The organism is Micromonospora sp. NPDC023644 (genome assembly GCF_040640115.1).
Taxonomy (GTDB): Bacteria; Actinomycetota; Actinomycetes; order Mycobacteriales; family Micromonosporaceae; genus Micromonospora.
Genome location: NZ_JBFABA010000024.1, coordinates 1 through 25,054, shown reverse-complemented (window position 1 = coordinate 25,054; position 25,054 = coordinate 1). Strand labels below are relative to the sequence as shown.

Sequence of the window (25,054 nt, the reverse complement as noted above, 5' to 3'; positions counted from 1 at the left end):
GGGGTCTGCCGGCGGTACGGTGAAGCGGGGAGAACGACGCACCGGAAAGGGCTCGCCATGACCGCCGCGCTGCAGGGCGACTATCCGCCGCCGGGCGGGTGGACGGTCGACGACCTCGACCGCCTGCCCGACGACGGCCGCCGCCACGAACTCCTGGACGGAAACCTCATCGTGTCGCCCTCCCCCACGCGACTCCACCAGTCCATCGCACTCATGCTCGGTGCGGCTCTGCAGGAGAGCTGCCCCGCCGACCTCGACGTCACGCAGGGCGTCGAGGTGCGGCTCTCCCGGACCCGGGCCTTCATCCCCGACGTGCTGGTCACGGAGCTGGACGCGGCCTCGCGCAACCCCTCGCACTACCGGCCCCACGAGGTGATGCTGGTGGTCGAGATCGTCTCCGAGGGCTCGCGGAGCATCGACCGGGTACTCAAGCCCGCGCTCTACGCCGAGGCGGACATCCCCTACTTCTGGCGGATCGAGACCGAGTCGGGGATCGTCGTGCACGCCCACAAGCTCGACCCGGCCAGGCGGGTCTACGTCGAGCAGGCCCGGATGACCGACGGCATCCTCGTCCCCGAGCCGTGGGAGATCGACATCCCGCTCGCCAGGATCACGCCCCGGTCCCGCTGAGCCCACCCGCCGCGGGCGGGAGCATCTCAACGCCGAGCTGCTGGAGGAGCTGGAACAGCTCGTTGCAGCTCCACACGTCGACGATCCGGCCCGCGTCGTCGAAGCGCAGGAAGCTCGCCCCCGAGTAGCTGACCACCTGCCCGGTCGGCGGCACCGGACCGAACGGCCCGGCCTGGGTGCCCGCGGCCCGCCAGTGCACCGCCACCCGGTCCCCGGCGGCCACCACGTCCACGATCTTGTAGCGCAGGTCCGGGAAGGCGGCGCGCCGTTCCCGGTGCCACGCCAGCGTCGCCTCCGGGCCGGCCCCGCCCAGCCCCGGGCACTCCGACGACACCAGCTCGTACGCCGACTCCTCCCGCCCGGCGTTCCACACGTCGGCGATGAAGCGTCGGGCCGCCGCCTCCACATCGATCATCGCGGCAGCCTAACCGCCGCCCCGCCCGGACCCGGCCCACCGCCTCCGGGCTCGACCTCATCGCGGAGGTCGGCACTCGGCGGGCCCGCGGGCGGCGCAGCCGCCATGATGGGACGAGCGACGGGCGACGGCGGAGGGCTGGCATGGGCGGCACGACCGAGGGCGGCACGACGGGCGGCGCGGCGACGGGCGGCGGCAGCGCCGACGACGTGCTCATGCGGACCGGCGGCAGGTACGTCGAGCCGGGCGGCGAGTTCACCCGGGACCAGCGCTACATCGCCACCCGGATCACCGCCGACGCCCGGGACGGCTGGCCGGTGGAGCCCGGCCGGTACCGGCTGGCGGTCAGCCGCGCCTGCCCCTGGGCGAACCGGCTGGTCATCGTCCGGCGGCTGCTCGGGCTGGAGGCCGCGATCTCGATGGCGGTGGCCGGCCCGACCCACGACAAGCGGAGCTGGACGTTCGACCTCGACCCGGGCGGGCGCGACCCGGTGCTCGGCATCGAGCGGCTGGCCGAGGCGTACTTCGCCCGGTTCCCCGGCTACGAGCGGGGCATCACCGTGCCGGCGATCGTGGACGTGCCGACCGGGCAGGTGGTCACCAACGACTTCGGGCGGATGAGCCTCGACCTCTCCACCGAGTGGACGGCGTACCACCGCGAGGGGGCGCCCGACCTCTACCCGGAGCGGCTGCGCGACGAGATCGACGAGGTCAGCGCGGTGCTGTTCCGGGACGTCAACAACGGCGTCTACCGGTGCGGCTTCGCCGGCGACCAGGCCGCGTACGAGAAGGCGTACCGCCGGCTGTTCGACCGGTTGGACTGGCTGGGCGAGCGGCTGGCCGGGCAGCGCTACCTGGTCGGGGACACCATCACCGAGGCGGACGTGCGGCTGTTCACCACGCTGGTCCGCTTCGACCCCGTCTACCACGGCCACTTCAAGTGCAACCGGAGCAAGCTGGCGGAGATGCCGGTGCTCTGGGCGTACGCCCGGGACCTGTTCCAGACGCCCGGCTTCGGCGACACGATCGACTTCGACCACATCAAGCGGCACTACTACGAGGTGCACCGCGACATCAATCCGACCGGCGTGGTGCCGCTCGGCCCCGACCTGGCGAACTGGCTCACCCCGCACGGCCGGGAGGCCCTCGGCGGCCGCCCCTTCGGCGACGGCACCCCGCCCCCGCCGCCCCCGCCCGCCGAGCGCGTCGACCCCGCCCACACCCCGCTGCGCTGACGACGCGCCCCGCAGCGCCGGCCGCCGCCACGGCACGTGCGCCGGCCCGCGGGGGTCGGAACGGGCCTACAGCGCCACGCGGACGGCGGCGGTGAGGACGAGCTGGCCCAGGGAGACGGGGACCAGGACGAGCCAGCAGAGGCGCTGGAGCTGGTCCTCGCGCAGCCGGGGGTAGGACACCCGGAGCCAGATGATCAGGAACGAGACGGCGAAGACCTTCAGCAGGGTCCACAGCCAGCCGAGCTGCGCGTCGGCGAACGGGCCCTGCCAGCCGCCGAGGAACAGCACGGTGGTGAGCGCGGCGATCACCACGATGCCGACGTACTCGGCGAGCAGGAAGAACGCGAACCGCAGGCCCGTGTACTCCGTCATGTAGCCGAAGACCAGCTCCGAGTCGGCGACCGGCATGTCGAACGGCGGGCGGCGGATCTCGGCGAGCCCGGCGAGGAAGAAGACGACCATGGCGGGGGCCTGCCAGAGCAGCCACCACGGCTGCCACGCCTCGACGATGCCGGAGAGGCTGAGCGTGCCGGCCGCCATCGCCACCGACGCGGCGGCCAGCACCAGCGGCAGCTCGTAGCCGAGCAGCTGGGCCGCCCCGCGCAGGCCGCCGAGGAGGCTGTACTTGTTGGCCGACGCCCAGGCCGACATCAGCACCGCCACGACGCCCACGCCCACGACGGCCAGCACGAAGAACAGGCCGATGTCCAGCGGCTGCCCGACCAGGTCGTTCGGGCCGAGCGGGATCACCAGCAGCACCAGCAGGTAGGGCACGAGGGCGACCGCCGGGGCGAGCCGGAAGACCGCCCGGTCGGCCTCCCGGGGCGTGACGTCCTCCTTCTGCACGAACTTCACGCCGTCGGCGACCAGCTGGGCCCAGCCGTGGAAGCCGCCCGCGTACATCGGGCCGAGCCGGCCCTGCATGTGCGCCATCACCTTGTGCTCGGCCTGCCCGACCAGCAGCGGCAGGGTGAGGAACGCGACGAGCACGCCCCCCACCCGGATGACCAGCTCCAACCACAGCGGCATCAGGGCGTACCTCCGTCGTCGCCGGACCGCTCCGACGCGGCTGGCCCCTGCGGTGCCGGCCGGTCCGCCGGGTCGGCCGGCGCCGGGCCGTCCGCGGTGGCGGCGGGCCTGGCGGTACGGGGTGGACGGGCCCCCGGGGCCGGCCGGGCGGGCCGCTCCCGGGCCGGGCGCGCCGGGGTGCCGCCGCGCGGCCCCTCCCCGACCCCGCCCGCACCGGCCGGCGTCGGCGTCGTCCCCCACTCCCCCGGCGCGGGCACGCCCGGCGGGCGGATCGGCCGGCGCCCGCCGCCGGCCTCGGACTCGCCCGGTTCCTTGGCGCCCGGCCAGGGCTTCGCCACCCGGGAGGCGAGCACGAACTCCTTGCGCAGCGGGTGACCCTCGAACTCGGGCGGCAGCAGCAGCGGCGCCAGCCCGGCGTGGCCGGGAAAGTCGATGCCGAACATCTCGTGCGTCTCCCGCTCGTGCCACCCGGCGCCCGGGTAGACGTCGACGACCGAGGCGACCGCCGGGGCCTCCCGGGGCACCCGGGTGCGCAGCAGGAGCCCGTGCCGGCGGGTGGTGGACCAGAGGTGCGCCACCACGTCGAAGCCACCGGCGAGCTCGTCGACGGCGGAGAGCCAGTCGAAGTAGTCGCAGGCCAGCTCGGCGTCGTCGCGGGCGGCACGGAGCGCGTCCGGCCAGTTCGCCGGCGGTACGTCGACGGTGGCGCGGGCGTGCGCCTGGCCGCCGGAGACCGACGGGGTCACCTCGGCGGGCGCGAGCAGCGCGACCATCCGCTGGCCGACCTCTTCCGGAGTCATGCCGCTGATCCTAGGTCCTGGCCCGCACCTCCCACCGAACCGAACGCCCCCACCCCCACCCCCGCGCCCCGACCCCCACTTCGTTGATCATGCAGTCGTGGTGCCCGGCTCACCCCGGTACGCGGCATCCGTCCCCCACCACAACTGCATGATCGCGGCGCGAGGAGGCCAGGGGGATCTGGGGCTTTGGCGGCGGGGGGACGGGCGGCGGGGAAGGATGAGGGCGTGCGCGCTGTGACTGTCACCCCGGGTGTCGCCGACTCCCTGCGGCTGGTCGAGGACCATCCGGAGCCGCCGCCCGAGGAGGGCGCGATCCTGGTCGAGGCACTGTCGGTGGGGATCTGCGGCACCGACCACGAGATCATCGCCGGCCAGTACGGCGAGGCGCCGCCCGGCGCGGACCGGCTGGTGCTGGGGCACGAGTCGCTGGGCCGGGTGCTGGAGGACCCGTCGGGCACCCTGCAACCCGGCGACCTGGTGGCGGGCGTCGTCCGGCACCCCGACCCGGTGCCCTGCCCGAACTGCGCGGTCGGCGAGTGGGACATGTGCCGCAACGGCCGGTTCACCGAGCACGGCATCAAGGCCCTGCCCGGCTTCGCCCGGGACCGCTGGCGGCTGCAACCCCGGTTCGCCGTGGGGCTGGACCGGGCCCTCGCCCCGGTCGGCATGCTGCTGGAGCCGACCAGCGTGGTGGCGAAGGCGTGGGAGCACATCGAGCGCATCGGCGCCCGCGCCGAGTGGCAGCCGCAGACCGTGCTGGTCACCGGGGCCGGGCCGATCGGCCTGCTGGCCGCGCTGCTGGCCACGCAGCGCGGCCTCGCCGTGCACGTGCTGGACCGCAACACCACCGGGCCGAAGCCGGACCTGGTCCGGGCGCTCGGGGCGAGCTACCACACCGTGCCCGTCGGCGAGCTGGACTTCGAGCCGGACGTGGTGCTGGAGTGCACCGGGGCGCCGGTCGTCGTCCTCGACGTGATGTACAAGGCCGCGCCGACCGGCATCGTCTGCCTGACCGGCGTCTCCAGCGGCGGGCGGACCATCGACCTCGACGCCGGGGCGCTCAACCGCGCCCTCGTACTGGAGAACAACGTGGTGTTCGGCTCGGTCAACGCCAACCGCCGGCACTGGGACCTCGCCGCCGCGGCGCTGGCCCGCGCCGACCGGTCGTGGCTCGACGCCCTGATCACCCGCCGGGTGCCGGTGGAGGCGTACGCCGGGGCGTACACCCCCGAGCCGGACGACATCAAGGTGGTGCTGGAGTTCGGCTCCTGACCGCCGCTCAGAGGCCGGGCAGCCGGCCGTTGCGGAACAGGTCGACGAAGAGCTGGTGGTCCTGTCGGGCGCGGACGCCGTACGCGTGGGCGAAGTCGACCAGGTGGGCCACGAAGCCCGCCTCGTCGGCGTCCACCGCCGCCACGATCGCCTCCTCCGTGGAGTAGTCGACGAGGTCGTGGCTGGACTCGTCGTCGGCCACCGAGTGCATCCGGGCGACCGCCCGGCCCAGGTCGGCCAGCACCCCGGCCAGCTCCTCCGGCTCGTTCACGTCGGCCCAGTCGAGGTCGGCCGCGTACGGGGAGACCTCGGCGACGAGCTGCCCGGCCCCGTCCAGCTCGGTGAAGCCCAGCCACGGGTCGGCGTGCGCCTGGAGGGCGCGCTGCGACTCGGCGGTGCGGTGCCCCTGGTGCTGGAAGTAGCCCGCGACCGACTCGTCGGCGATGTGCCGGGCCACCGCCGGCACCTGGGCCTGCTTCATGTAGATGACGACGTCGTTCTCCAGCGCCTGGGTGTGCCCCTCCAGCAGCAGGTTGTACGACGGCAGCCCGGCCGAGCCGATGCCCACCCCCTTGCGCAGCACCACGTCCTTGATGTGCGTGGCGACGGGACGGAACTGGGCGGAGGAGGCGGGCAGCGTGCCGAGGTAGTCCTCGAACGCGGCGCAGACCCGCTCCCGGGTCGCGGCGTCGACCTCGAAGACGCCGTCGCCCAGCGAGAAGCGGCGCTCGTAGTTGTCGATGGTGGTCTGCGTGGCGAGCAGGTCGACCCGGGTGTTGAGCCGCGCCTGCTGGAGCACCCGGCGGAGCACCCCGTCGGCGTTGTCCAGGGTGATCGAGCCGATCGCGTCGTCGCCACCGGCGGCGATGGCCCGCAGCTCGGTCAGGTACGACGCCGCGAAGCCGGCGACCAGGTCGCTGATGGCCCGGTCGGAGAGCGCCTTGGCGTAGCCGAGCAGCGCCACGCTGGCCGCCAGCCGCTTCAGGTCCCAGCTGAACGGCCCCACGTACGCCTCGTCGAAGTCGTTGACGTTGAACACGAGCTGCCCGGAGGCGTTCATGTACGTGCCGAAGTTCTCCGCGTGCAGGTCGCCGTGGATCCACACCCGGCTGGTGCGGTCGTCGAGGAACCGGTCGTCGGCGAAGTCGCCGACCTGGTCGGCGTAGAAGAGCGAGGCGCTGCCCCGGTAGAAGGCGAACGGCGACGCGGCCATCTTGCGGAACTTGCGCCGGAAGGCTGCCGGGTCGAGAGCCATCGACGCGCCGAACTCCTCGGTGAGCACGTCGACGATGTGGGCGGAACGCTGGTCGGCGGAGTGGTTCATGGTGCGCAGGCTAGCCCCCGGCGGCCAACCCGGGCCCTCGTCCGACCGGACGGTACGGCTCGGGAGGTGGGCGGGCGGTGCGTCCTCAGGAGGTGGGCGGGCGGACCGGCGGGGCGGTCAGCGACTCCGCCGAGCGGGGCGGCACGCCGGTGGACCCGGCGTCGGCCGGCGGGGCGTCGACCGGCGAGGCGAGCGCGTCCGGCCGGGGCACGCCGCCGATCCCGGACTGCTCGGCGGCGATCTTCTCCTGGAGGCGCAGGATGCCGTGCAGCAGCGCCTCGGGGCGGGGCGGGCAGCCGGGCACGTAGACGTCGACCGGGATGAGCTGGTCGACGCCCTTGGTCACCGAGTACGAGTCCCAGTAGGGGCCGCCGCAGTTGGAGCAGGCGCCGAACGAGATGACGTACTTCGGCTCGGGCATCTGGTCGTAGAGCCGCTTGATGGCGGGGGCCATCTTGTCGGTGACGGTTCCGGAGACGACCATGAGGTCGGCCTGCCGGGGCCCGTGCGCGAACGGGATCACGCCGAGGCGCATGAAGTCGTGCCGGCCCATGCTGGTGGCGATGAACTCGATCGCGCAGCAGGCCAGGCCGAAGTTGAAGACCCAGAGCGAGTAGCGGCGGCCCCAGTTCAGCACGAACCGGATCGGCTCGCCGAGCACTCCCGGCACCTGCACGTCGGTCTCCCTTCCGCTTCCGGTGCCAGTCAACCACAGCGCCCGGCGTGGCCGTCCCGCCCGACCCGTCCGGACGGACCGCACACCGCTGGCCGGTTCCGGGGGCCGCACACCCCGATCGACGACTTTCGGTGTCGGGTTCGCGTCTCGCCGGCACCGCAACCCGCACCGGGTCACGGGGGTGTCTGACATGTCGTCCCGACCGGAGGCGACCCACGGGGAAACAGGAGGACACCATGACCACGATCACCCGCCGCGGCCTCGCCGCCGTCGGCCTGACCGCCGCTCTGCTGGCACCCGCCGTCCCGGCCGCCGCCGCGCCGACGACCACCGGCCGAGCCGTCGCCGAGGTCGGCCGCCTGGTGCTGGAGCCGTCCGCGCGCGGCTACCAGGGCACGCTGCCCATCACGGTCACCAACGACACCGCCCAGCCGGTGTCGCACGTGCTGGTCACCGAGCCGGTCGCCGGTTCCTGGCGGGGCACCCTCGCCAACGAGTTCTGCACCGTGGTGGTGCCGAAGCAGTTCGTCCGGACGTACGACTGCGCGGTGCCCGTCGCCGCCGGCCAGAGCTACACCTTCTCGGCCCGGTTCGAGGTGCTGACCCGCACCCGGCCGTACCCGATGTACACGCGGGGCGGGCAGGTCGCGGTGCAGGTGGGCTACGACGCGCCGGTGACCACGGTGACGCCGTTCCGCACCCTCTTCCGTTCGACCTCCGGCAGCCTGGCCGGGGCGCGTCCGTACCGTCAGGACAGGACGGCGGACGCGTCCCTCACCGTCGGGGAGGCCCGGCTCACCCGGCAGGAGGACGGTCGCTGGGCCGGCTGGCTGCCGGTGACCATCCGGTACGGCGGCGACGCGCCGCACAACGACCTGTACGTGGCGGCGAGCCTGCCGGACGGGATGGACATCCCCGGCACCGACCCGGCGTCGGAGGTGCCCACGTTCGCCGGCGGCTTCCTCGTGCCGGGCGGCGAGTTCATGGCCGGTGAGCAGCGCGTGGTGCGGGTCAGCCTGACCGCCCCGGCCGATGCCGACCCGGGTGTCCTCGGCACCGGGACGTTCGCGTCGGAGGTCGTCTACGAGGGTGGTCCGGTCGACGACCGGTTCCCCGCGGACAACGTCGTGTCCTTCCCGGTGACCCTGCTCGACGGCGTCTGACCGCGGCGCGGCCCGGCCGGGCCGCCACGCGAGGAACGGACGGCCCGGTCGGGGTGACCCCGGCCGGGCCGCCACGCGAGGGCGCACCGGGTCACCGGCGAGCGGGGACTACTCCCAGCTCGGGCGCTGGAGCAGGCTGACGAACTCGACGAGCAACCGCTCCCGCAGGCCCGCCGGGGCCGCGTCGAGCAGCGTGTTCACCAGCGCCATCCGGTCGGGCGCCGGCCCCGCGCCCGGGGCGCCGAGGCCGAGCCCGGCGGCCAGCCCGGCGACCGTCTCCGCGGTGAGCGTCTCCGGGGTGAGCGTGCCGGCGAGGGCGAGCAGCTCGGCGGGGAGCGCGACCGGCCCGGCGGCCCGGGTGGCGGCCACGGCGTCGGCCAGGTCCGGGCCGAACTCGGCCACCCGGGGCGCCACCGCGGCGGTCACCGTCAGGTGCACGCTCGGCGGCAGGTCGGCGTACGACAGCTGGGGCTGGGTGTGCCAGCCGCGCGCGGCCAGCTCGTCGACCAGCACGAAGAGGTCGAGGCCCGGATCGGTGGCGGTGAAGCAGACGACGGTCGACTCCGGCTCGGCCATCAGCCGCAGCCCGTCGACCGCGCGGACGGCGTCGGCCAGGCCGGCGACGGCGTCCCGCGTGGCCGCCGCGAGCCGCAGGTACCCGTCGTCGCCGAGGTGCCGCAGGGTGGCGTACGCGGCGGCGATCGGGCCGCCGGAGCGGGTGGAGGCGATGACCGGGTTGACCATCGTGTAGCCGGGCCAGTCCGCGTACGCGAAGTACTGCGGGGCGCGCAGCGCCGGATCGCGATGCAGCAGCACCGAGACGCCCTTCGGGGCGTACGCGTACTTGTGCAGGTCCACCGAGATCGAGGTGACCCCCGCGACGGCGAAGTCGAACGGTGGCACGTCCGCCCCGAGCCGGCGCAGGTACGGCAGGGTCCAACCGCCGAAGCAGGCGTCCACGTGGCAGCGCACCCCGGCCGCGGCGGCCGCCTCGGCGATCTCGGCGACGGGGTCGACGACGCCGTGCGCGTACGAGGGGGCGGAGCAGGCCACCAGCACGGTCTCCGGGCCGATGGCGGCGGCCACGTCGGCGGCGGCCGGCCGCAGCGTCGACGCCGACACGGGCACCGTGTCCACGGCGACCCGCAGGTAGTGCGCCGCCTTGGCGAACGCGGCGTGCGCGCTCGCGGGGACCACGATCCGGGGTGCCGCGATCTCCGGGTGGGCGTCCCGGGCGGCCTTCACGGCCAGGATCAGCGACTCGGTGCCGCCGCTGGTGACGCTGCCGACCACGTCCGGGGCGGTGCTGCCGGGGCCGCCGCCGAGCAGCCGGGCGGCCGCGCCGACGAGCGCGTTCTCCATCGCCAGCAGCGACGGGAAGGCGGTCGGGTCGAGCCCGTTGACGTGGGCGCTGCCGGCGTACGCGGCGGCGGCCAGCTCGTCCAGCCCCGGCACCGCCGGGTCGTAGACGTACGCGAACAGCCGCCCCCCGTGGGTGGGCCGGTCGGCGTCGCGCAGGGCGCGCACCTCCGCCAGCACCCGCTCGGCGGGCAACCCGTTGCCGGGCAGCGCCCGTCGGTCAGCGTCGTCGTCGATCATGGAGTTGTGGTGCCCTTTCCATGGGGTTCAGCGGCTTTCCTCCCCCACCACAACCGCATGATCGGCGGGGTGGGTACGGGGGGTGGGGTCCGCCTTGGCGGCCGCTAGGCGGGACGGGGTCAGGTCGTAGGGGCGCAGGGCGAGGACCGCCAGGCCCACCAGGAGGGCGGGGAGGACCGTGAAGCCGATCAGGATGCCCAGTCGGGCGGTGTCGGACTGGGCGGCCGCCGTGCCGGTGTCGGAGGAGACGTAGCCGCTGAGCTGGAGCACCAGGCCGAAGATGCCCGGCCCGAGGGCCAGCCCGAAGGTCTCGCCGGCCGTCCAGAGCCCGGTGAAGACGCCGGCCTGCCGCCGGCCGGTGCGCGCCGTGTCGTAGGCGATGCAGTCCGGGAGCATGGCGAGGGCGAACACCTGCTGCCCGGCGTAGCCGACGCCGATCAGCGCGACCAGCAGGTAGACCGCCGGCGCCGGCAGCACCGGGGCGGCGACCAGGGCCAGCGCGCCCGCCGCGAAGATCAGCGACGCGGCGACCAGGGCGGCGAGCTTGCCGATCCGCGCCCCGGTCCGGGTCCAGAGCGGCATCACCAGCAGGGCCGGCCCGACGAAGCAGACGAACAGGACGGTCGGCCCGCCGTCGGGATCGCGCAGGACCTGGTCGGCGAAGTAGTTGACCCCGGCGAGGACGGTGGCCACCCCGGCGGACTGCACCACGAAGCAGACCAGCAACGCCCGGAACGGCCGGTTGCGGGCGGCGACGGCGAGCTGGGCGCGCAGCGTCGGCTCGCTCTCCCCCACCGTGCCGCCGGGCGCGGAGCGGGTGCCGAGGAACGCGCCGAGCGCGCCGAGCACGATCAGCCCGGCGACGAAGAGCCCCATCCAGCGGTGCCCGGCCACGCCTCCGCCGCCGGCGTCGCGCACCAGCGGGGCGACCGCACCGGAGACCAGGATGGCCAGCGCCAGCACGGCGATCCGCCAGCTCATCAGCCGGGTACGTTCGGCGTAGTCGCCGGTCAGCTCCGCCGGCATCGCCACGTACGGCACCTGGAAGAAGGCGAACGCGGTGGCGGTGGCGAGGAAGGCGACCGCCACGTACGCCCCGGCGGCCGGCCCGGCGCCGAACGGCGCGGCGAAGATGGCGGCGAAGAGCACGCCGAGGGCGAGCCCGGCGCCCAGCAGGTACGGCCGGCGGGCGCCCCAGCGCGACCGGGTGCGGTCGGAGATCCGGCCGGCGACGGGATTGACCAGCACGTCCCACGCCTTCGGCAGGAGCACCAGCAGGGCCGCCGCGCCCGCCGCGACGCCGAGGGTGTCGGTCAGGTACGGCAGCAGGAGCAGGCCGGGCACGGTGCCGAACGCGCCGGTGGAGAGCGATCCGAGCGCGTAACCCGCGTGCACCCGGCGCGGCAGCACGCCAGCGACCGGACCAGCTCCACCCGACGGCGCGTCCATGACGCCGAATGTTACTCACGTTATGGCGCGGGTCACATCCCCTCCTCGGGGGACCAGCTAGCCCTCATGTCCACCCCGGCGCCGCGCAGCGGCGTCCCCTCGGCGCGCAGCCGGGCCCGCGCCTCCCGTTCGTGACCGGGCGGCAGGCGGCCGGCCGCGTTCACCACCCGGTGCCAGGGCACTCCCCCGCCGTGCCGAGCCATGATCGAGCCGACCAGCCGGGCCGAGGCCCGCCCGGAGCGTTCGGCCAGCGCGTCGGCGACCGCCCCGTACGACATCACCCGCCCGGGCGGGATCCGCTCGACCAGTTCCAGCACCGCCTCGACGTACTCGTCAGGTCTCACGACCGGCCACGATATGGGAACGCGCCGGGGCGGGCCGGGACCGACCGCGCAGAATGGGCGGGTGCGCGACGAAGTCACGGCGGCCCGGCGGGTCGTCGTCAAGATCGGATCCTCCTCGTTGACCACCGCCGCCGGCGGGCTGGACGACGAGCGGGTCGACGCGCTCGTCGGCACCCTGGGCACGCTCGCCGCCGGGGGCCGGGAGGTCGTGCTGGTCAGCTCCGGCGCGATCGCCGCCGGCCTCGCGCCGCTGGGGCTCTCCCGGCGTCCGCGCGACCTGGCCACCCAGCAGGCCGCCGCCAGCGTCGGGCAGGGCCTGCTGATCGGCCGGTACGCCGCCGCCTTCGCCCGGCACGGGCTGACCGTCGGACAGGTCCTGCTCACCGTCGACGACGTGACCCGGCGGGCGCACTACCGCAACGCGTACCGCACCCTGCGCAAGCTGCTCGACCTGCGGGCGGTGCCGATCGTCAACGAGAACGACACGGTCGCCACCGAGGAGATCCGGTTCGGCGACAACGACCGGCTGGCCGCCCTCGTCGCCGCCCTGGTCCACGCCGACCTGCTGGTGCTCCTCTCCGACGTGGACGCCCTCTGGACGGGCGACCCCACCCGCCCGGGCTCCAGCCGGATCAGCGAGGTGCACGACGAGCGGGACCTGACCGGGATCGACATCGGCGGCGCCGGCCGGGCCGGGGTGGGCACCGGCGGCATGGTGACGAAGGTGGAGGCGGCCCGGATCGCCACCGGCTTCGGCATCCCGGTGGTGCTGACCGCCGCGCCGCTGGCCGCCCCGGTGCTGGCCGGCGAGGGTGTCGGCACCCTGTTCCACCCGAGCCGGCGGCGCCCGGCGGCCCGGCTCTTCTGGCTGGCCCACGCCACCTCCCCCCGGGGGCGGCTGCACCTCGACCCGGGCGCGGTCGCGGCGGTGGTGGGCCGGCGCAAGTCGCTGCTGCCCGCCGGGATCACGGCCGTGGACGGGGCGTTCACCGCCGGCGACCCGGTCGACCTGGTGGACGCCGAGGGCGCGCCGGTCGCCCGGGGACTGGTCAACTACGACGCGGTCGAGCTGCCCGGGCTGCTCGGCCGGTCCACCACGGAACTCGCCGCGGCGCTCGGCCCGGCGTACGAACGGGAGGTCGTCCACCGCGACGACCTGGTACTGCTGTGACGACCGAGGAGTGGGTACGGCGATGAGCGTGAGCGAGCAGGCCCGGCGGGCGCGTACGGCGGCGGAGGCGCTGGCCGTCGCCACGCGTGCGGCCAAGGACGCCGCGCTGGTGGCGATGGCCGACGCGCTGGTGGCGCGTACGCCCGAGATCCTGGCCGCGAACGCCACGGACCTGGCGGCCGGGCGCGAGGCCGGGCTGAGCGCGGCCGTGCTGGACCGGCTCGCCCTCGACGCGGGGCGGGTGGCCGGCATCGCCGACGCGCTGCGGCAGATGGCCGCGCTGCCGGACCCGGTGGGCGAGGTGGTCCGGGGCTCGACCCTGCCCAACGGACTGGAGCTGCGCCAGATCCGGGTGCCGTTCGGCGTGGTGGGCATCATCTACGAGGCCCGGCCGAACGTGACGGTCGACGCCGCCGGCATCTGCCTGAAGTCCGGCAACGCGGCGCTGCTGCGCGGCTCCTCGTCGGCGGCCAGCTCCAACGCCGCCCTGGTCGCCGTGCTGCGGGACGCGGTGGCCGACGCCGGCCTGCCGGCCGACGCGGTGCAGCTGCTCGACGCCAGCAGCCGCGACTCGGTCAAGGAGCTGATGCGCGCCCGGGGCCTGGTCGACGTGCTGATCCCGCGCGGCGGCGCGTCCCTGATCCGCACGGTGGTGGAGGAGTCCACCGTGCCGGTGATCGAGACCGGGGTGGGCAACTGCCACGTCTACGTCGACGCCGCCGCCGACCTCGCCAAGGCCGTCGCGATCACGCTGAACGCGAAGACCCAGCGGCTCTCCACCTGCAACACCGCCGAGTCGCTGCTCGTACACGCGGCGGTCGCCGACGCCTTCCTGCCGCCGGTGCTGGCCGCGTTCGCCGAGGCCGGCGTCACCGTGCACGGCGACGAGCGGGTCGCCGCCCACTCCGCCGCGGTGCGGCCCGCCACCGACGAGGACTTCGCCACCGAGTACCTCTCCGCCGACATCTCGGTCGCCGTCGTCGACTCGCTCGACGCGGCGGTCGCGCACATCCGGCGGTACGGCACCGGGCACACCGAGGCGATCGTCACCGACTCGACCGGCGCCGCCCGGGAGTTCGTGGCCCGGGTGGACGCGGCGGCCGTGATGGTCAACGCCTCGACCCGGTTCACCGACGGCGGCGAGTTCGGCTTCGGCGCCGAGATCGGCATCTCCACGCAGAAGCTGCACGCCCGCGGCCCGATGGGCCTGCCCGAGCTGACCTCCACCAAGTACGTGGTCACCGGCGACGGCCACCTGCGCGGCTGACCGCCCCCGGGCGGCGGCGGGGGCACCGCCGGATGGCGGGTGACCGTTAGTCTGGGGCGGGTTCGGCACGGCTTGTCTTGGGGAGGCGGCATGCTGGGCGAGAGTGCCCTGGAACAGCAACTGGCGCAGGCACGCGCCGCGCTGCGCGAGGTGGGCGGCGCGGCCGCACCCCGGGAGCGGGCGGAGTCGGTGGCCGAGGCCGCCGACGGCCGGATCCGGGTCACCCTCGGCACCGACGGCCGGGTCAGCGCCGTCGACATCGACCCCCGGCTGCTCCGGGAGGGCTCGGAACACCTCGCCGCCGAGCTGCGCCAGGCGGTCAACGCGGCGCTCGACGGTCAGGACGACGGGACCGCCACCACCGAACCGATGCCCGATCTCGCCGCGATGACCGCCACCATCGAGCGCCTCCAGGACCAGGGCCTGCGGCAGATGCGGGAGATCAGCCAGACCGTCAGCGAGACCATGCGGAAACTGCACAGGAGCTGAGCGTGGAGAACCTCGACGTCGACATCGACGCGCTGGGCCGCGGCGCGGACGAGCTGGAACGGGCCAAGGAGTCGGTCCGCCAGGTCTTCGAGGGCTTCCAGGCGTCGGTCGACGGCTACGCCGCGGCCTTCGGCGGCGACGACATCGGCTCGCTGCTCGGCATCGCCCACCAGGCGTGCGTGGACGCGCTGGCCGAGTGCCTCGACACCAACATCACCGAGCTGGAGAGCTACGTCGACGGGCTGCGCGGGATGGCCGAGAGCTACCGCGCCGTCGAGGACGACGTGGCCGCGTCCTTCCGCTCGATGCTCGGCTCGCTGGGCGGCTGAGCCGCCGCCCGGCCTAGGAAAGGAGTCGCGGTGGGCCTGACGCTCCCGGGCGAACTCGCCTCCCTGCTCTCGATGCTCGGCTACGACTGGCCCCAGTCGGACGAGACGGCCATCTTCCAGCTGGCCGGCGAGTGGACCGGCATGGCCGGCCGGATCTCCGGGTCGGTCGCGCAGCTGGAGTCGGCGGCGCGCACCGTGCTCGACAACAACCGGGGCGAGAGCTTCACCGCCTTCGCGGGTGAGTGGAACGACGGCGAGTCGGCCGCGCGCAACATCGCGGACGTCGCCCGCCCGGCCACCGTCATCGGCGTCGGGCTGATGGTCGCGGCGGGCGTGGTGCTGGCCCTGAAGATCCAGGTGATCGTCCAGCTGGCACTGCTGGCGATCCAGATCGCACAGGCGATCGCGACGGCGGCGGTCACCTTCGGCGCGTCCCTCCTCCAGATCCCGATCTTCAAGATGATCACGGGGCTGATCATCGACCAGCTCATCGGGATGGCCGTGGACACGGTGCTCAATGCCTAGGCAGCGGACCGCCCCGCCCCGGCAGACCCAGGCCAAGGGCGCGAAGCTCGTCTCGGCCTACCTGGAGAACGCGGACGTCTTCCGGACGGCCAAGGGAGGCAAGCCCAAGGGCCCCGCCGTCCTGGTGCTGCGCAACCGCAAGGACTTCGTCAAGAAGGACTTCGACCGCAAGGCGGCGGACCTGGTGCGGCTCGGCCAGGAGGGCAAGCTGGTCAAGACCAAGCCGAGACGCAAGCAGGTCGAACACAAGGACCCGAAGAAGCCGGGCACGCGAAAGCTGACCACGGTCTACCGGGACCGCGTGATCCGCCAGCTCAACAAGGGCCAGAACTACATGAGCAACAAGGAGCTGGTCCAGAGCCTCTACCGGGGCAAGAAGCCCGACAAGTACCCGGTGACCGGTCCCGGCGTGACACTCGACCCCGACCACGTGCACGAGCTGCAACTGGGCGGCGAGGATTCGTACGATAACCTCCGGTTGATGGACGCCTGGACCAACCGCGAGATCGGCCGGGAGATCGGCCAGGCGCTCAAGGACGTGCCCGAGGGGACCCCGGTCATAGTGAAGGTGATCCCGTGACGAGTGACGCGACGGCGGCCAGGCTCGACCGGATCCGCACCAGGTTCGCGCGGCTCAAGGAGCTGGAGGCGGAGCACGGGTTCGGCGTCGTCCTCGTCGACGGGGTTCCGCTGGAGCCCTTCCCCGGCGTGCCCGAGGGCGCGTTCGAGGTATTCCGCATCATCGGCAAGATCGAGGGCAGCCACTTCCGGTTCGAACAGCCGGCCGAGATCGGCAGCCCGGCCGCCCTCCAGGCCCGGCCGGACAACCCGCACGACCCGCTCGGCCCCGCCGTGTCGATCGGCTGCGAGCTGCACAGCGTGCCGCCGCGGCTGCGCGACGAGATCGACGGCGGTGAGAGCGTCTCGCTCGACCTCGAAGAGGGCGACGTCTACCACATCGACCCGGACGACTACGTCTTCCTCTACGAGCACCCGGACGAGGAGGTCGACATCCACGTCTTCGCCCCCGACATCGTCACGTTCTTCGACGAGTACGTGCTGGGCGACAAGTACCCGCAGGTGGTCGACACGATCCTGGGGCCCGGCGTGCGGGAGCAACGGGTACGCAAGGGCCGGTTCCAGGGGCAGTACGCGGACACCTGGCTGCGCCTGCTGGTGACCGCGGGCATCGTCTCCTGACCCGTACCGTCCCGCCGAGAATGCAGAGGACCAACGATGGCCGCTGACCCCCGGTTCCGCTCACTGTGGAGCGAGGACGAGCTCATCCCGTACCCGCGCGAGGCGTGGCTGGAGGGTGGCTTCGGCCCCGACATGCTGCCGGCCGGCGACGAGATCCCGCTCGACGTGGCGGTCGTCTACACCGCCTTCCTCGAAGGCGACATCGAGCTGTTCGACACGATCCAGCTGAGCACCGAGGACGGCTCGCTGGACATCCGGCTGATCGTGGTGGGCGCGGTCGCCGACAACGCCGACCTGCTCTACGTGCTCGACCCGAAGACCGGCGAGATCCTCCAGTTCGACCTGGAACAGCAGGACGTCCAGGCGGTCAACAGCAACTTCCGCACCTTCGTCGAGTTCCTCTACCAGTTCGCGCTCTTCGTGGAGGCCGACGAGGGCAAGCCGGGCCGGGCCGAGCGGGCGGAGGCGCTGCGCACCGTCCTGGAGAGCATCGACCGCGCCGCGTTCGCCCCGGACGCCTGGTGGCCCCTGGTGATCAGCCAGCTCGAGTGAGGCCGGCCGGTCCGGCGCGCGGCTGACGGATCGAGGCTCAGCGGCAGGCCCGGATCGCGCTCAGCGTGGTGTGCACGTCGAACTGGTGCCCGTCGTCGCTCTCCCACCCGCCGTCGCTGCGCTGGGTCTCGGCCAGCCGCCGCCGCGCCCGCGCCAGCAGCCAGTCCTCCCCCTCGATGCCGATGCGCCGCAGCGTCGCGGCCAGCCAGGCCACGTCGCCCGGGGACAACTCCGGCATCCGCTCGGCGAGGATCACCTGGATCCGCGCCGCCTCGTGGAACATCTCCTGCCGGTACAGGACCGCCGCGCTGAGCCAGCCGGCGGGTAGGAAGGACGGCCAACTGCCGTCCGGGCGCAGCCGGGCGACGAGCGACTGCGCGGCGGCGTGCACGACGCCCGCGTACGCCCCGCCGACCCGGTGGTCGAGCGGCCCCGCCGCCCGCGCGTCCAGGCCGGCGACGGTCAGCCAGAAGCCGGCGTTCGCGGTCAGGTGGAACCCCGCCTCGGGGTCGCCCGGCCGGGCCCACTCGGGGGCGACGTCGGCCAGCGCCGCGTCCTCCTCCCAGCCGCCGTCGGGCAACTGCCGCGCGGCCAGCCAGTCCAGCGCCCGGCGGGCGGCCGGCCGGCCGAGCGCGCCGAGATCGTCCAGCTCGGACAGGCGGAAGCAGGTGGCGTCCACGGAGGAGACCTCCCCGTCCAGCGTCGCCGGCCAGCCGCCGTCGGGCGCCTGGCCGACCTCCGCGTCGTCGAGCAGTTCGGCAGAAGGCGGCGCGCCGGTGCGCAGCCGGGACAGCCGGGCGCGGTCCACCGCGTCCCCGTGTGCCACGACGAACCCGACCGCCGCATCGATGTCGACCACGGCGGCAACGCTACCTGCGCAAACGCGATCCCGCCTCGGTGGATCGGCCGAGGCCGCGCCCGGCCGGGACGGCCCGGTGCGACCTCGGCCGACGCCGGTCAGTACGCGGGCAGCGACGGGTCGATCTGCTTGATCCAGGAGAGCACGCCGCCCTGCACGTGCACGGCGTCGCGGAAACCGGCCGCCTTGAGCGCGGCGAGCGCCTCCGCCGAGCGGACCCCGGACTTGCAGTGCAGCACGATCTGCCGGTCCTGCGGCAGCTTGGCGAGCGCCTCACCCGAGATGATCTCGCCCTTGGGGATCAGCGTCGCGCCGGGGATCCGGACGATCTCGTACTCGGCGGGCTCGCGGACGTCGACGAGGAAGATGTCCTTGCCCGCGTCCTGCCACTCCTTGAGCTCCAGCGCGGTGATGGTCGCGTCGACCACCGCCTCCTGGGCCTCCACCGACACGGCGCCGCAGAAGTCCTCGTAGTCCTCGAGCAGGTCGGTGACCGTGGGGTTCTCGCCGCAGAGCACGCAGTTCGGGTCCTTGCGGACCTTGATCTTGCGGTAGCTCATCTCCAGGGCGTCGTAGACCATCAGCCGGCCGACCAGCGGCTCCCCGATGCCGGCGAGCAGCTTGATCGCCTCGTTGACCTGGATGGAGCCGATCGACGCGCAGAGCACGCCGAGCACGCCGCCCTCGGCGCAGGAGGGGACCATCCCGGGCGGCGGGGGCTCCGGGTAGAGGCAGCGGTAGCAGGGGCCGTGCTCGGCCCAGAACACCGACGCCTGGCCGTCGAACCGGTAGATCGACCCCCAGACGTACGGCTTGCCGAGCAGCACCGCCGCGTCGTTGACCATGTAGCGGGTGGCGAAGTTGTCGGTGCCGTCGACGATCAGGTCGTAGCGGGAGAAGATGTCCCGCACGTTCTCCCGGTCCAGCGCCGTGTTGTGGATCTCCACCTGCACCAGCGGGTTGATCTCGCGGATCGAGGCGGCGGCCGACTCGGCCTTGGAGCGGCCGATGTCGGAGACGCCGTGGATGATCTGGCGCTGGAGGTTGGACTCGTCGACGGTGTCGAAGTCGATGATGCCGAGCGTGCCGACCCCGGCGGCGGCGAGGTACATCAGGGCCGGCGAGCCGAGCCCGCCGGCACCGACACAGAGCACCCGGGCGTTCTTCAGCCGCTTCTGCCCCTCGACCCCGACGTCCGGGATGATCAGGTGGCGCGAGTAGCGGCGGATCTCGTCAACGGTCAGCTCGGCGGCGGGCTCGACGAGCGGGGGCAACGACACGGTGGACTCCCCGGAATCGGCTGAAGGCGAACCGGGCCATTGTCGCTCGTACCCGGGTCGATCGGCCATGAGGAGTGACACGTCGCCCGAACTGCGGGAAGGGGAATAACTCAGGTGCCGGGAACGACCTCGCCGTCGTAGCGCGAGCCGTCGACGTACGGCCAGGCGTTGGCGGCGCAGCCGTCCAGGCCGTACGTCTGCTGCTGCATCACCGGCGCCGGTTCGCCGGGCCCCGGGCAGGCCTGGTGTTCCTCGCCGAGCTCGTGGCCCACCTCGTGGTTGACCACGTAGGCGCGGTAGATCTCCAGCGGCGCCCCGTAGTCGGGGACCGCCTCCAGCCAGCGCGCCAGGTTGATGATCACCTGCCCGGGGAGCCGGCAGGAGGTGTAGCCCTCGGTGCTCAGCCCGCCCTCGGCGCACATCCGCTCCGAGGTGCCCGGCGTGGCCAGGTAGACGGTGAAGTCCGCGTCGGCCCCCTCCGCCACCCGCCGCATCCGCAGTTCCGCCGAGGCGATCCAGCCGCGGGGGTCGGCCAGCACCTCGTCGACGGTGGCGGCGAAGGCGGCGACGTCCTGGCCGGTGCCCTGCTCCACGGCCACCCGGTAGTGCAGGACCGGCCCGTCGGTGCCCCGCACCGGGGAGTCGCCGGGCGCGGCGGTGAAGTCGCCCGTGCCCGTGCGGGGGTAGCTGGGCGGCCGTTCCCGCTCGTCCGCCCTCGCGGCGTACGACTGCCGGGCCCGGTCGGTGGCCGGGGCGGTCGCGGGGCCGCCGGCGCGGGGCAGCGTCACGGCGGCGGTCGCCGTTAGCAGCAGGAGCACGCCGAGCCCCAGCACCCGCCGGTCCCGCAGCGGGGCCGGCGGTCGCCACCACCGCGCCGACCGGGATGACGACGACCGGGATGGCGTCGGACGGCGTGCCGGGTCAGGCGGGTCGTAAGGGGACGACGACGTCATGAGCCGAGCGTCCCACACCAATCGGGCATTACGCCGGGTAAAACCCGAACAGGGCTCATCCCCCGGAAACGCCCCCGGACCGCTCCCTCCGAGCCGCGCGGGACGCCCGATCGTCGCCGGTCAGAGCCGTGGGCCCGCGTACCGGCGACCGTCGCGGTATGGCCACGGGTTGGCCATGCAGCCGTTGAGGAAGAGCGTCTGCTGCATCATCACCGGCGCCACCCGACCCCTGCCGGGGCAGCGCTCGTGCCGGTACCCGAGCTGGTGCCCGACCTCGTGGTTCACCACGTACGTCCGGTAGACCGAGAGCGGCACCTTCGCGCTGACGAAGTGCGGCACCGAGAGCCGCCAGCGGTCCAGGTTGATGATCACCTTGCCGGGCGCGCGGCACGACGTGTAGGGCCGCCCGCCCACCCGGATGTCCACCCCTCCAGCGGCACACATCCGGCCCGCCGTCTTCGCCGTGGCGAGGTAGACCGTGAAGTCGTGCCGGGAGCCTGCGGTCACCTGCTGCAACCGCAGCCCGCCGTCGACCCAGCTCCCCGGCCCGGCGAGCGCCCGCTCGACGGCGGCGGCGAACTCGCCCGCGTCCTCGTCGGCGCCCGACTCCACCGCGACCCGGTAGCGGCGCAGCGTGCCCGCGTCCCCCAGCACCGGGCCCGCCCGGTCGTCGTAGCCGAAGCTGCCGCGCCCCGCCGACGGCACCGGGCCGGGCAGGCGGAGCACGGCCGGCGGAGGCTCGACGGACGAGGGCGTCGCGGCGGGCGACGACGGCAGCGGCGAGGCCGCCCCCGGCGCGAGCATCGGCGCGGGAGCCAGTTCCTCGGCGGTGAGCGTCTCCGCCCCGACGTCGCCGCCCCGCCGGTCGGCGATCACCGCCACCGCCGCGCCGATGGCGAGCACCAGCGCGACCAGCTCCACGAGACGCCGCCGACGCGCCGGACGGCGGTGCCGCGGGCGGGTCAGGTCCACGCCGCCGTCCCGTGGCGGCGACCCGGCCGGGGCACGACGGCGGCCCTCGGCGGGAGCCGGGACGTGACGGGCCGGGGTGGGGTGACGGGCGGGGGACATCCCGGTCAGCCTGCCATGTCGGACTGCCGGGCGGTGTCCCCCGTATCGGTGAGCAGGCCCAGCACGGCCCGGGCGACCAGGCGCGGGACCTCCAGTTGCGCCACGTGGCCGACCCCGTCGAGCATCAGCAGCCGGCTGTCCGGGACGACGCGGGCCGTCTGCGGGGCCACCCGCACGTCCACCAGCCGGTCGGCCCGCCCCCCGACGACCAGGGTGGGCGCCGCGACGGTCGCGGCGAGCCGCCACAGCGACCCCGACCCCGGCAGGTACGACCGCAGGAAGCTGGAGACCAGCCCCCGGAACGTCCGGACGTACGCGGCGGCGTAGTGCGCGGCCTCGTGCCGCACCCGGATCTCCTCCAGCGCCTCCTGCCGGCGCTGGTCGCAGATCCGGGTGAGGTCGGCGACGCACGCCTCCATCACCTGCTGGGCCATCACCTCGGGCGCGATCTGGGCCAGCCGCCAGGCGGCCAGGCGCTCGCCCCGGGGGACCGCGAGCAGCGGCAGCATCCGACCCTGCAACGAGCGCCGGAAGTCCAGGAACGGCAGCGCGGGCGAGATCAGGGTCAGGCTCCGGACCAGGTCCGGCCGCACCCCCGCCACGTGCACCGAGACCGCCCCACCCAGCGAGTTGCCGAACAGGTGCACCGGCCCCCGGCCGGAGTGCTCGATCCAGCGGATCACCCGGTCGGCGAAGGCCGGGACGGTGTACCGGCGACCCGGCTCGCTGCGGCCGAACCCCGGCAGGTCGATGGCCTGCCCGTCGAGGTGGTCGGCGAGCAGGTACGCCAGGTCGGTCCAGTTCTGCGACGAGCCGCCGAGCCCGTGCACGTAGAGCGCCGGCTCCGCGCCGGGCGCGGTGGCCGGCGTGTCCCGGACGTACGTCACCGTGCCGTCGAGGCGTACCTCCCGCCCCGGCCAGGGCGGTGGCACGGAGGGCTCGGGAAGGAGATGGTCCGGCCGCAGGGTGGCGCTCTTCATGACTCCAGTCTGCCCGGGGTCGCGCCGAGCGGCAGCGCTCAGGCCAGCAGCGCCTCGAGCCGGCGGTTGACTGCGGCCAGGGTGGCCCGGACGACCGCCTGCCGGGGGTCGCCGGCGACCAGCGCGGAGCCGACGAGCTGCTCCACCCAGCCGTCACAGACCAGCAGCACCACCACCGTGGCCACGTCGCAGTTGCCGAAGGGCACCACGGCCGCGTGCTCGACGAAGCAGCGCCCACGGTCGGGGCCGGCCTCGGGGCCGGGCTCGCCGCCGCGCAGCAGCTCGTCCACGGCCGCGGCGGCGGCCACCGCGCACAGTCGCAGCACGTAGCCGTCGACGGCCGGCCCGGTCGAGTAGCCGGCGGCGCTCTCCCCACCGGCGAGCAGGCGTACCTCCACGGTGGCGTCGAGGCCGAAGGTGCTCACCTGGACGTGGTCGATCACCACCCGGGGGCCCACCGCGCCGCCGGTGTCCAGCGGCCGGGACGGCGCCGTCTCCGTCGTCGTCACCTGCCCACCGGAGTACGACGTGCCGACGGTCGCCGGGGCACCGGCCGGGCTCCCGGCCGGGGCGGCGGAGACCGAGCCCGGCTCCTCCACCGTGGCCCGGCCCCGGTGCGGGGCGGCGGGCTGCCGGCGTCGGCGCGGGGTCTCGGGCACCGCCTCGGGACGCTGGTCCGGGCGGGTCGGCGGGGCCTCCGCGGGGCTGCCGGCCACCCTGCCGCCGGGCACCCGGGGCTCGGCGGCGGACGACTCGGCGAGGCGCGCTGCGGAGCCCGGTGACCTGGGGTCGAGGCCGCGCGGCTCCGCCGACCGGCGGCGCACCGGCGGGGCGGACGCGGCCGGCATTCCGGGCAGGTTCTGCGGCGCGGCGGCCAGCCCCATCCGGTCCTGGAGCAGGCGGGCGACCTGCCGGCTCACCTCGGCCGGGTCGGCCCCGTCGGCGAGGTCGAGCCGCAGGCTGTGCGCGCCGGCCGGGGTACGGCGCAGCGCCGCGTCGCGGACTCCGGCCACGCCACGGACGGCGTCGAGGATGGCGTTGACGTCGAAGCCCTCCGGGCGCTCCCGCAGCGGGGCGGGCTCGTCGTCGCGGCGCAGGTGGGTGGCGATGCGGGCGAGTTCGGGGGTTTCGGCGGGTGGGTCCACGGCTGGCGGCTCCGGCACGACGGGCACGTCCGGCTCGGCGGGGACGCGCTGCGGCAACACCGCCGATGCGGGGTCCGGCGCCTGGTCGGCGGCGGCCGGTGGGGCCGGCGGCGCCGGCTCGGGGGCGGATCGGCGGGCCGCGTAGGGCGGTGCGCTCGTCGGGGCGGGCGTGGTGGCAGGGGTGCGGTCCCGTCGCCCGAACCCGCCGGTGGCGGCCTCGGCGGCGGTCGGCGGGGCGCCGGTCGGCCTCGGGGCCGGCTCCGGGGTCTCCGGCCGGAGTCGGAACGGTCGGGTGACCCGCTCCGGGGCGTCCTCGGCGCGGGGCGTCGCAGCGGCCTCCGGGGCGTACGCGAGCGGGGGCGCGCCCGCCGGCGCGGGGACCGACCCGCCAGCCGCCCAGGCCGGTCGCTCGACCGGGGTCGACGGTTCGGCCTCGGGCCCGCCCGGCCGGTCGACGGGGGCGGACGGTCGCTCGTACGACGAGCGGGGCACCGACGCGGGCTGGCCGACGTCGTAGGGGCGGCCGGACTCGCGGGGCTGGTCGTAGGGCCGGGAGGGCTCGACGCGCGGCGGCTCGTACGGCCGATGCGGCTCACCGGCCCAGGCCGGCTGCTGTTCCTCGCGGGAGCGGCGACCGACGGGCTCGGGCTCCTCCCGGGACCGGCGGCCGACGGGCTCGGGCTCCTCGCGCGACCGGCGACCCACGGGCTCGGACTCCTCGCGGGAGCGGCGCCCCGTCGGCTCGGGCTCGTCCCGGGCCCAGGGCGGCGCCCACGCGGCGCCCCAGCTCGGGCGGTTCCAGTTCGGACCGGTCCAGTCCGGTTCGGTCGTCGGTGGCCACTCGGCGGCCGACTGTCGCGGGCCGACCGGTTCGGGGTCGGTCGACGGTTCCCGGTCGGCGCCCGGAGCGTGCGTCGCCGGGTCGGCGGCCGGCGACCGGTCCGCGCCCGGGCGCGGGTCCGCGCCGAAGCCACGCCCGGCCGGTTCGTGTCCGGCGGCGCTCGGCGCGCGGTCCTGGCCGAACCCGCCCGCCGCGCGGGCCTGGTCGAACCCGCCCGCCATGCGGTCCTGGTCGAACCCGCCCGCCGCCCGCTCCTGGCCGGCGGCGCCCGGCGTCCGCTCCGCGCGAAGGCCGCCCGCGGCCCGATCCTGGCCCAACCCGCCGGACGGGCGGTCCTGGCCCGGCTCCCCTGCCGCGCTCTCCGTGCCGGCGGCGACCGGGTCGGGGCCCCGGTCCTCGCGGAAGGCGCGATCCGCGCCCAGCGCGCGGTCGACGCCGGCGACCCGGTCGCCGGCA

The 25,054-nt window shown here is 74.8% G+C and carries 26 protein-coding genes; 12 read left to right on the top strand and 14 right to left on the bottom strand.

The features are described from left to right. Window positions 1-57 precede the first annotated feature (57 nt). Window positions 58-630, top strand: a complete 573-nt coding sequence (locus AB0G08_RS18395; RefSeq protein ID WP_358089093.1) for a Uma2 family endonuclease — start codon at window positions 58-60, stop codon at window positions 628-630. Here AB0G08_RS18395 and AB0G08_RS18390 read toward each other — a convergent pair. Further along, a complete protein-coding gene (locus AB0G08_RS18390; protein ID WP_358089090.1) occupies window positions 611-1,045 on the bottom strand; it encodes an ester cyclase in 435 nt (144 codons plus the stop codon). The genes AB0G08_RS18395 and AB0G08_RS18390 overlap by 20 nt on opposite strands. Before the next feature lie 215 nt (window positions 1,046-1,260). Here AB0G08_RS18390 and AB0G08_RS18385 point away from each other — a divergent pair, with 215 nt between their 5' ends. Continuing rightward, window positions 1,261-2,280 carry a glutathione S-transferase C-terminal domain-containing protein gene (locus AB0G08_RS18385; RefSeq protein ID WP_358089231.1) on the top strand — a complete coding sequence of 340 codons (1,020 nt, stop codon included), beginning with the start codon at window positions 1,261-1,263 and terminating at the stop codon, window positions 2,278-2,280. A gap of 66 nt (window positions 2,281-2,346) precedes the next feature. On the opposite strand, the gene AB0G08_RS18380 is transcribed toward AB0G08_RS18385, so the two are convergent. Both AB0G08_RS18380 and AB0G08_RS18375 read right to left on the bottom strand, forming a co-directional pair. Further along, window positions 2,347-3,309, bottom strand: coding sequence for a complex I subunit 1 family protein (locus AB0G08_RS18380; RefSeq protein ID WP_121399913.1), 963 nt, complete (start codon window positions 3,307-3,309; stop codon window positions 2,347-2,349). After that, a complete protein-coding gene (locus tag AB0G08_RS18375) occupies window positions 3,309-4,109 on the bottom strand; it encodes an NADH-quinone oxidoreductase subunit C (protein ID WP_358089087.1) in 801 nt (266 codons plus the stop codon). Before AB0G08_RS18375 ends, AB0G08_RS18380 begins: the two co-directional genes overlap by 1 nt. A gap of 225 nt (window positions 4,110-4,334) precedes the next feature. Here AB0G08_RS18375 and AB0G08_RS18370 point away from each other — a divergent pair, with 225 nt between their 5' ends. Further along, on the top strand, window positions 4,335-5,381 hold the full coding sequence (locus tag AB0G08_RS18370) for a glucose 1-dehydrogenase (RefSeq protein WP_358089084.1): 1,047 nt from the start codon (window positions 4,335-4,337) through the stop codon (window positions 5,379-5,381). Window positions 5,382-5,388: 7 nt separating this feature from the next. Here AB0G08_RS18370 and AB0G08_RS18365 read toward each other — a convergent pair whose 3' ends face one another. Both AB0G08_RS18365 and AB0G08_RS18360 read right to left on the bottom strand, forming a co-directional pair. Then, window positions 5,389-6,705, bottom strand: coding sequence for a DUF2252 domain-containing protein (locus AB0G08_RS18365; RefSeq protein ID WP_358089081.1), 1,317 nt, complete (start codon window positions 6,703-6,705; stop codon window positions 5,389-5,391). A gap of 85 nt (window positions 6,706-6,790) precedes the next feature. Then, complete coding sequence (locus AB0G08_RS18360) at window positions 6,791-7,381, bottom strand: NADH-quinone oxidoreductase subunit B family protein (RefSeq protein ID WP_358089078.1); 591 nt, start codon at window positions 7,379-7,381, stop codon at window positions 6,791-6,793. Between the two features lie 236 nt (window positions 7,382-7,617). Here AB0G08_RS18360 and AB0G08_RS18355 point away from each other — a divergent pair, with 236 nt between their 5' ends. Then, window positions 7,618-8,544, top strand: coding sequence for a hypothetical protein (locus tag AB0G08_RS18355; RefSeq protein WP_358089075.1), 927 nt, complete (start codon window positions 7,618-7,620; stop codon window positions 8,542-8,544). Window positions 8,545-8,652: 108 nt separating this feature from the next. Here AB0G08_RS18355 and AB0G08_RS18350 read toward each other — a convergent pair whose 3' ends face one another. Genes AB0G08_RS18350 through AB0G08_RS18340 form a run of 3 tightly spaced genes read right to left on the bottom strand, consistent with a single transcriptional unit; the run spans window position 8,653 to window position 11,936 of the window. Further along, on the bottom strand, window positions 8,653-10,143 hold the full coding sequence (locus AB0G08_RS18350) for an aminotransferase class V-fold PLP-dependent enzyme (RefSeq protein WP_358089071.1): 1,491 nt from the start codon (window positions 10,141-10,143) through the stop codon (window positions 8,653-8,655). 27 nt (window positions 10,144-10,170) lie between these two features. Beyond that, on the bottom strand, window positions 10,171-11,592 hold the full coding sequence (locus AB0G08_RS18345) for an MFS transporter (protein ID WP_358089068.1): 1,422 nt from the start codon (window positions 11,590-11,592) through the stop codon (window positions 10,171-10,173). A 32-nt stretch (window positions 11,593-11,624) separates the two neighbouring features. Next, on the bottom strand, window positions 11,625-11,936 hold the full coding sequence (locus AB0G08_RS18340) for an MGMT family protein (RefSeq protein ID WP_357879268.1): 312 nt from the start codon (window positions 11,934-11,936) through the stop codon (window positions 11,625-11,627). A 13-nt stretch (window positions 11,937-11,949) separates the two neighbouring features. Here AB0G08_RS18340 and proB point away from each other — a divergent pair, with 13 nt between their 5' ends. From proB to AB0G08_RS18300, 8 genes are all read left to right on the top strand, one after another. Beyond that, on the top strand, window positions 11,950-13,107 hold the full coding sequence (proB, locus tag AB0G08_RS18335; RefSeq protein ID WP_358089065.1) for a glutamate 5-kinase: 1,158 nt from the start codon (window positions 11,950-11,952) through the stop codon (window positions 13,105-13,107). A gap of 22 nt (window positions 13,108-13,129) precedes the next feature. Beyond that, complete coding sequence (locus tag AB0G08_RS18330; RefSeq protein ID WP_358089062.1) at window positions 13,130-14,374, top strand: glutamate-5-semialdehyde dehydrogenase; 1,245 nt, start codon at window positions 13,130-13,132, stop codon at window positions 14,372-14,374. A gap of 90 nt (window positions 14,375-14,464) precedes the next feature. Further along, window positions 14,465-14,863, top strand: a complete 399-nt coding sequence (locus tag AB0G08_RS18325) for a YbaB/EbfC family nucleoid-associated protein (RefSeq protein WP_358089059.1) — start codon at window positions 14,465-14,467, stop codon at window positions 14,861-14,863. Window positions 14,864-14,865: 2 nt separating this feature from the next. After that, window positions 14,866-15,192: a hypothetical protein gene (locus AB0G08_RS18320; RefSeq protein WP_358089056.1), complete on the top strand. Its 327-nt coding sequence runs from the start codon at window positions 14,866-14,868 to the stop codon at window positions 15,190-15,192. 30 nt (window positions 15,193-15,222) lie between these two features. Next, complete coding sequence (locus AB0G08_RS18315; RefSeq protein WP_358089053.1) at window positions 15,223-15,717, top strand: hypothetical protein; 495 nt, start codon at window positions 15,223-15,225, stop codon at window positions 15,715-15,717. Beyond that, the gene (locus AB0G08_RS18310; RefSeq protein WP_358089050.1) at window positions 15,710-16,297 is read left to right on the top strand and encodes a hypothetical protein; all 588 of its coding nucleotides are present in this window, start codon (window positions 15,710-15,712) and stop codon (window positions 16,295-16,297) included. Before AB0G08_RS18315 ends, AB0G08_RS18310 begins: the two co-directional genes overlap by 8 nt. Then, entirely contained in the window at window positions 16,294-16,917 is a 624-nt protein-coding gene (locus tag AB0G08_RS18305; protein ID WP_358089047.1) for a hypothetical protein, read from the top strand. Before AB0G08_RS18310 ends, AB0G08_RS18305 begins: the two co-directional genes overlap by 4 nt. Window positions 16,918-16,953: 36 nt before the next feature. After that, on the top strand, window positions 16,954-17,469 hold the full coding sequence (locus AB0G08_RS18300; RefSeq protein ID WP_358089045.1) for an SUKH-4 family immunity protein: 516 nt from the start codon (window positions 16,954-16,956) through the stop codon (window positions 17,467-17,469). A gap of 37 nt (window positions 17,470-17,506) precedes the next feature. Here the strand turns inward: AB0G08_RS18300 and AB0G08_RS18295 are convergent, their stop codons facing one another. The 6 genes from AB0G08_RS18295 to AB0G08_RS18270 all read right to left on the bottom strand — a co-directional run bounded on the left by AB0G08_RS18295 (window position 17,507) and on the right by AB0G08_RS18270 (window position 24,819). Further along, the gene (locus tag AB0G08_RS18295) at window positions 17,507-18,430 is read right to left on the bottom strand and encodes a prenyltransferase/squalene oxidase repeat-containing protein (protein ID WP_358089228.1); all 924 of its coding nucleotides are present in this window, start codon (window positions 18,428-18,430) and stop codon (window positions 17,507-17,509) included. After that, the gene (gene moeZ / locus AB0G08_RS18290; RefSeq protein ID WP_357879297.1) at window positions 18,427-19,608 is read right to left on the bottom strand and encodes an adenylyltransferase/sulfurtransferase MoeZ; all 1,182 of its coding nucleotides are present in this window, start codon (window positions 19,606-19,608) and stop codon (window positions 18,427-18,429) included. Before moeZ ends, AB0G08_RS18295 begins: the two co-directional genes overlap by 4 nt. A 110-nt stretch (window positions 19,609-19,718) precedes the next feature. Beyond that, window positions 19,719-20,441, bottom strand: coding sequence for a DUF3152 domain-containing protein (locus AB0G08_RS18285; protein ID WP_358089042.1), 723 nt, complete (start codon window positions 20,439-20,441; stop codon window positions 19,719-19,721). Window positions 20,442-20,681: 240 nt separating this feature from the next. Further along, window positions 20,682-21,533, bottom strand: coding sequence for a DUF3152 domain-containing protein (locus tag AB0G08_RS18280; RefSeq protein ID WP_358089039.1), 852 nt, complete (start codon window positions 21,531-21,533; stop codon window positions 20,682-20,684). 104 nt (window positions 21,534-21,637) lie between these two features. After that, window positions 21,638-22,612, bottom strand: a complete 975-nt coding sequence (locus AB0G08_RS18275) for an alpha/beta hydrolase (RefSeq protein ID WP_358089036.1) — start codon at window positions 22,610-22,612, stop codon at window positions 21,638-21,640. Window positions 22,613-22,650: 38 nt separating this feature from the next. After that, a complete protein-coding gene (locus AB0G08_RS18270) occupies window positions 22,651-24,819 on the bottom strand; it encodes a hypothetical protein (protein WP_358089225.1) in 2,169 nt (722 codons plus the stop codon). Window positions 24,820-25,054 lie beyond the last annotated feature (235 nt).

Excerpts from the sequence above, each read along its gene's own strand:
- AB0G08_RS18395 (WP_358089093.1), top strand. The coding sequence starts at position 58 with ATGACCGCCGCGCTGCAGGGCGACTATCCGCCGCCGGGCGGGTGGACG.
- AB0G08_RS18390 (WP_358089090.1), bottom strand. The coding sequence starts at position 1,045 with ATGATCGATGTGGAGGCGGCGGCCCGACGCTTCATCGCCGACGTGTGG.
- AB0G08_RS18385 (WP_358089231.1), top strand. The coding sequence starts at position 1,261 with ATGCGGACCGGCGGCAGGTACGTCGAGCCGGGCGGCGAGTTCACCCGG.
- AB0G08_RS18380 (WP_121399913.1), bottom strand. The coding sequence starts at position 3,309 with ATGCCGCTGTGGTTGGAGCTGGTCATCCGGGTGGGGGGCGTGCTCGTC.
- AB0G08_RS18375 (WP_358089087.1), bottom strand. The coding sequence starts at position 4,109 with ATGACTCCGGAAGAGGTCGGCCAGCGGATGGTCGCGCTGCTCGCGCCC.
- AB0G08_RS18365 (WP_358089081.1), bottom strand. The coding sequence starts at position 6,705 with ATGAACCACTCCGCCGACCAGCGTTCCGCCCACATCGTCGACGTGCTC.
- AB0G08_RS18355 (WP_358089075.1), top strand. The coding sequence starts at position 7,618 with ATGACCACGATCACCCGCCGCGGCCTCGCCGCCGTCGGCCTGACCGCC.
- AB0G08_RS18350 (WP_358089071.1), bottom strand. The coding sequence starts at position 10,143 with ATGATCGACGACGACGCTGACCGACGGGCGCTGCCCGGCAACGGGTTG.
- AB0G08_RS18345 (WP_358089068.1), bottom strand. The coding sequence starts at position 11,592 with ATGGACGCGCCGTCGGGTGGAGCTGGTCCGGTCGCTGGCGTGCTGCCG.
- proB (WP_358089065.1), top strand. The coding sequence starts at position 11,950 with ATGGGAACGCGCCGGGGCGGGCCGGGACCGACCGCGCAGAATGGGCGG.
- AB0G08_RS18330 (WP_358089062.1), top strand. The coding sequence starts at position 13,130 with ATGAGCGTGAGCGAGCAGGCCCGGCGGGCGCGTACGGCGGCGGAGGCG.
- AB0G08_RS18325 (WP_358089059.1), top strand. The coding sequence starts at position 14,465 with ATGCTGGGCGAGAGTGCCCTGGAACAGCAACTGGCGCAGGCACGCGCC.
- AB0G08_RS18310 (WP_358089050.1), top strand. The coding sequence starts at position 15,710 with ATGCCTAGGCAGCGGACCGCCCCGCCCCGGCAGACCCAGGCCAAGGGC.
- AB0G08_RS18300 (WP_358089045.1), top strand. The coding sequence starts at position 16,954 with ATGGCCGCTGACCCCCGGTTCCGCTCACTGTGGAGCGAGGACGAGCTC.
- AB0G08_RS18275 (WP_358089036.1), bottom strand. The coding sequence starts at position 22,612 with ATGAAGAGCGCCACCCTGCGGCCGGACCATCTCCTTCCCGAGCCCTCC.
- AB0G08_RS18270 (WP_358089225.1), bottom strand. The coding sequence starts at position 24,819 with ATGGCGGGCGGGTTCGACCAGGCCCGCGCGGCGGGCGGGTTCGGCCAG.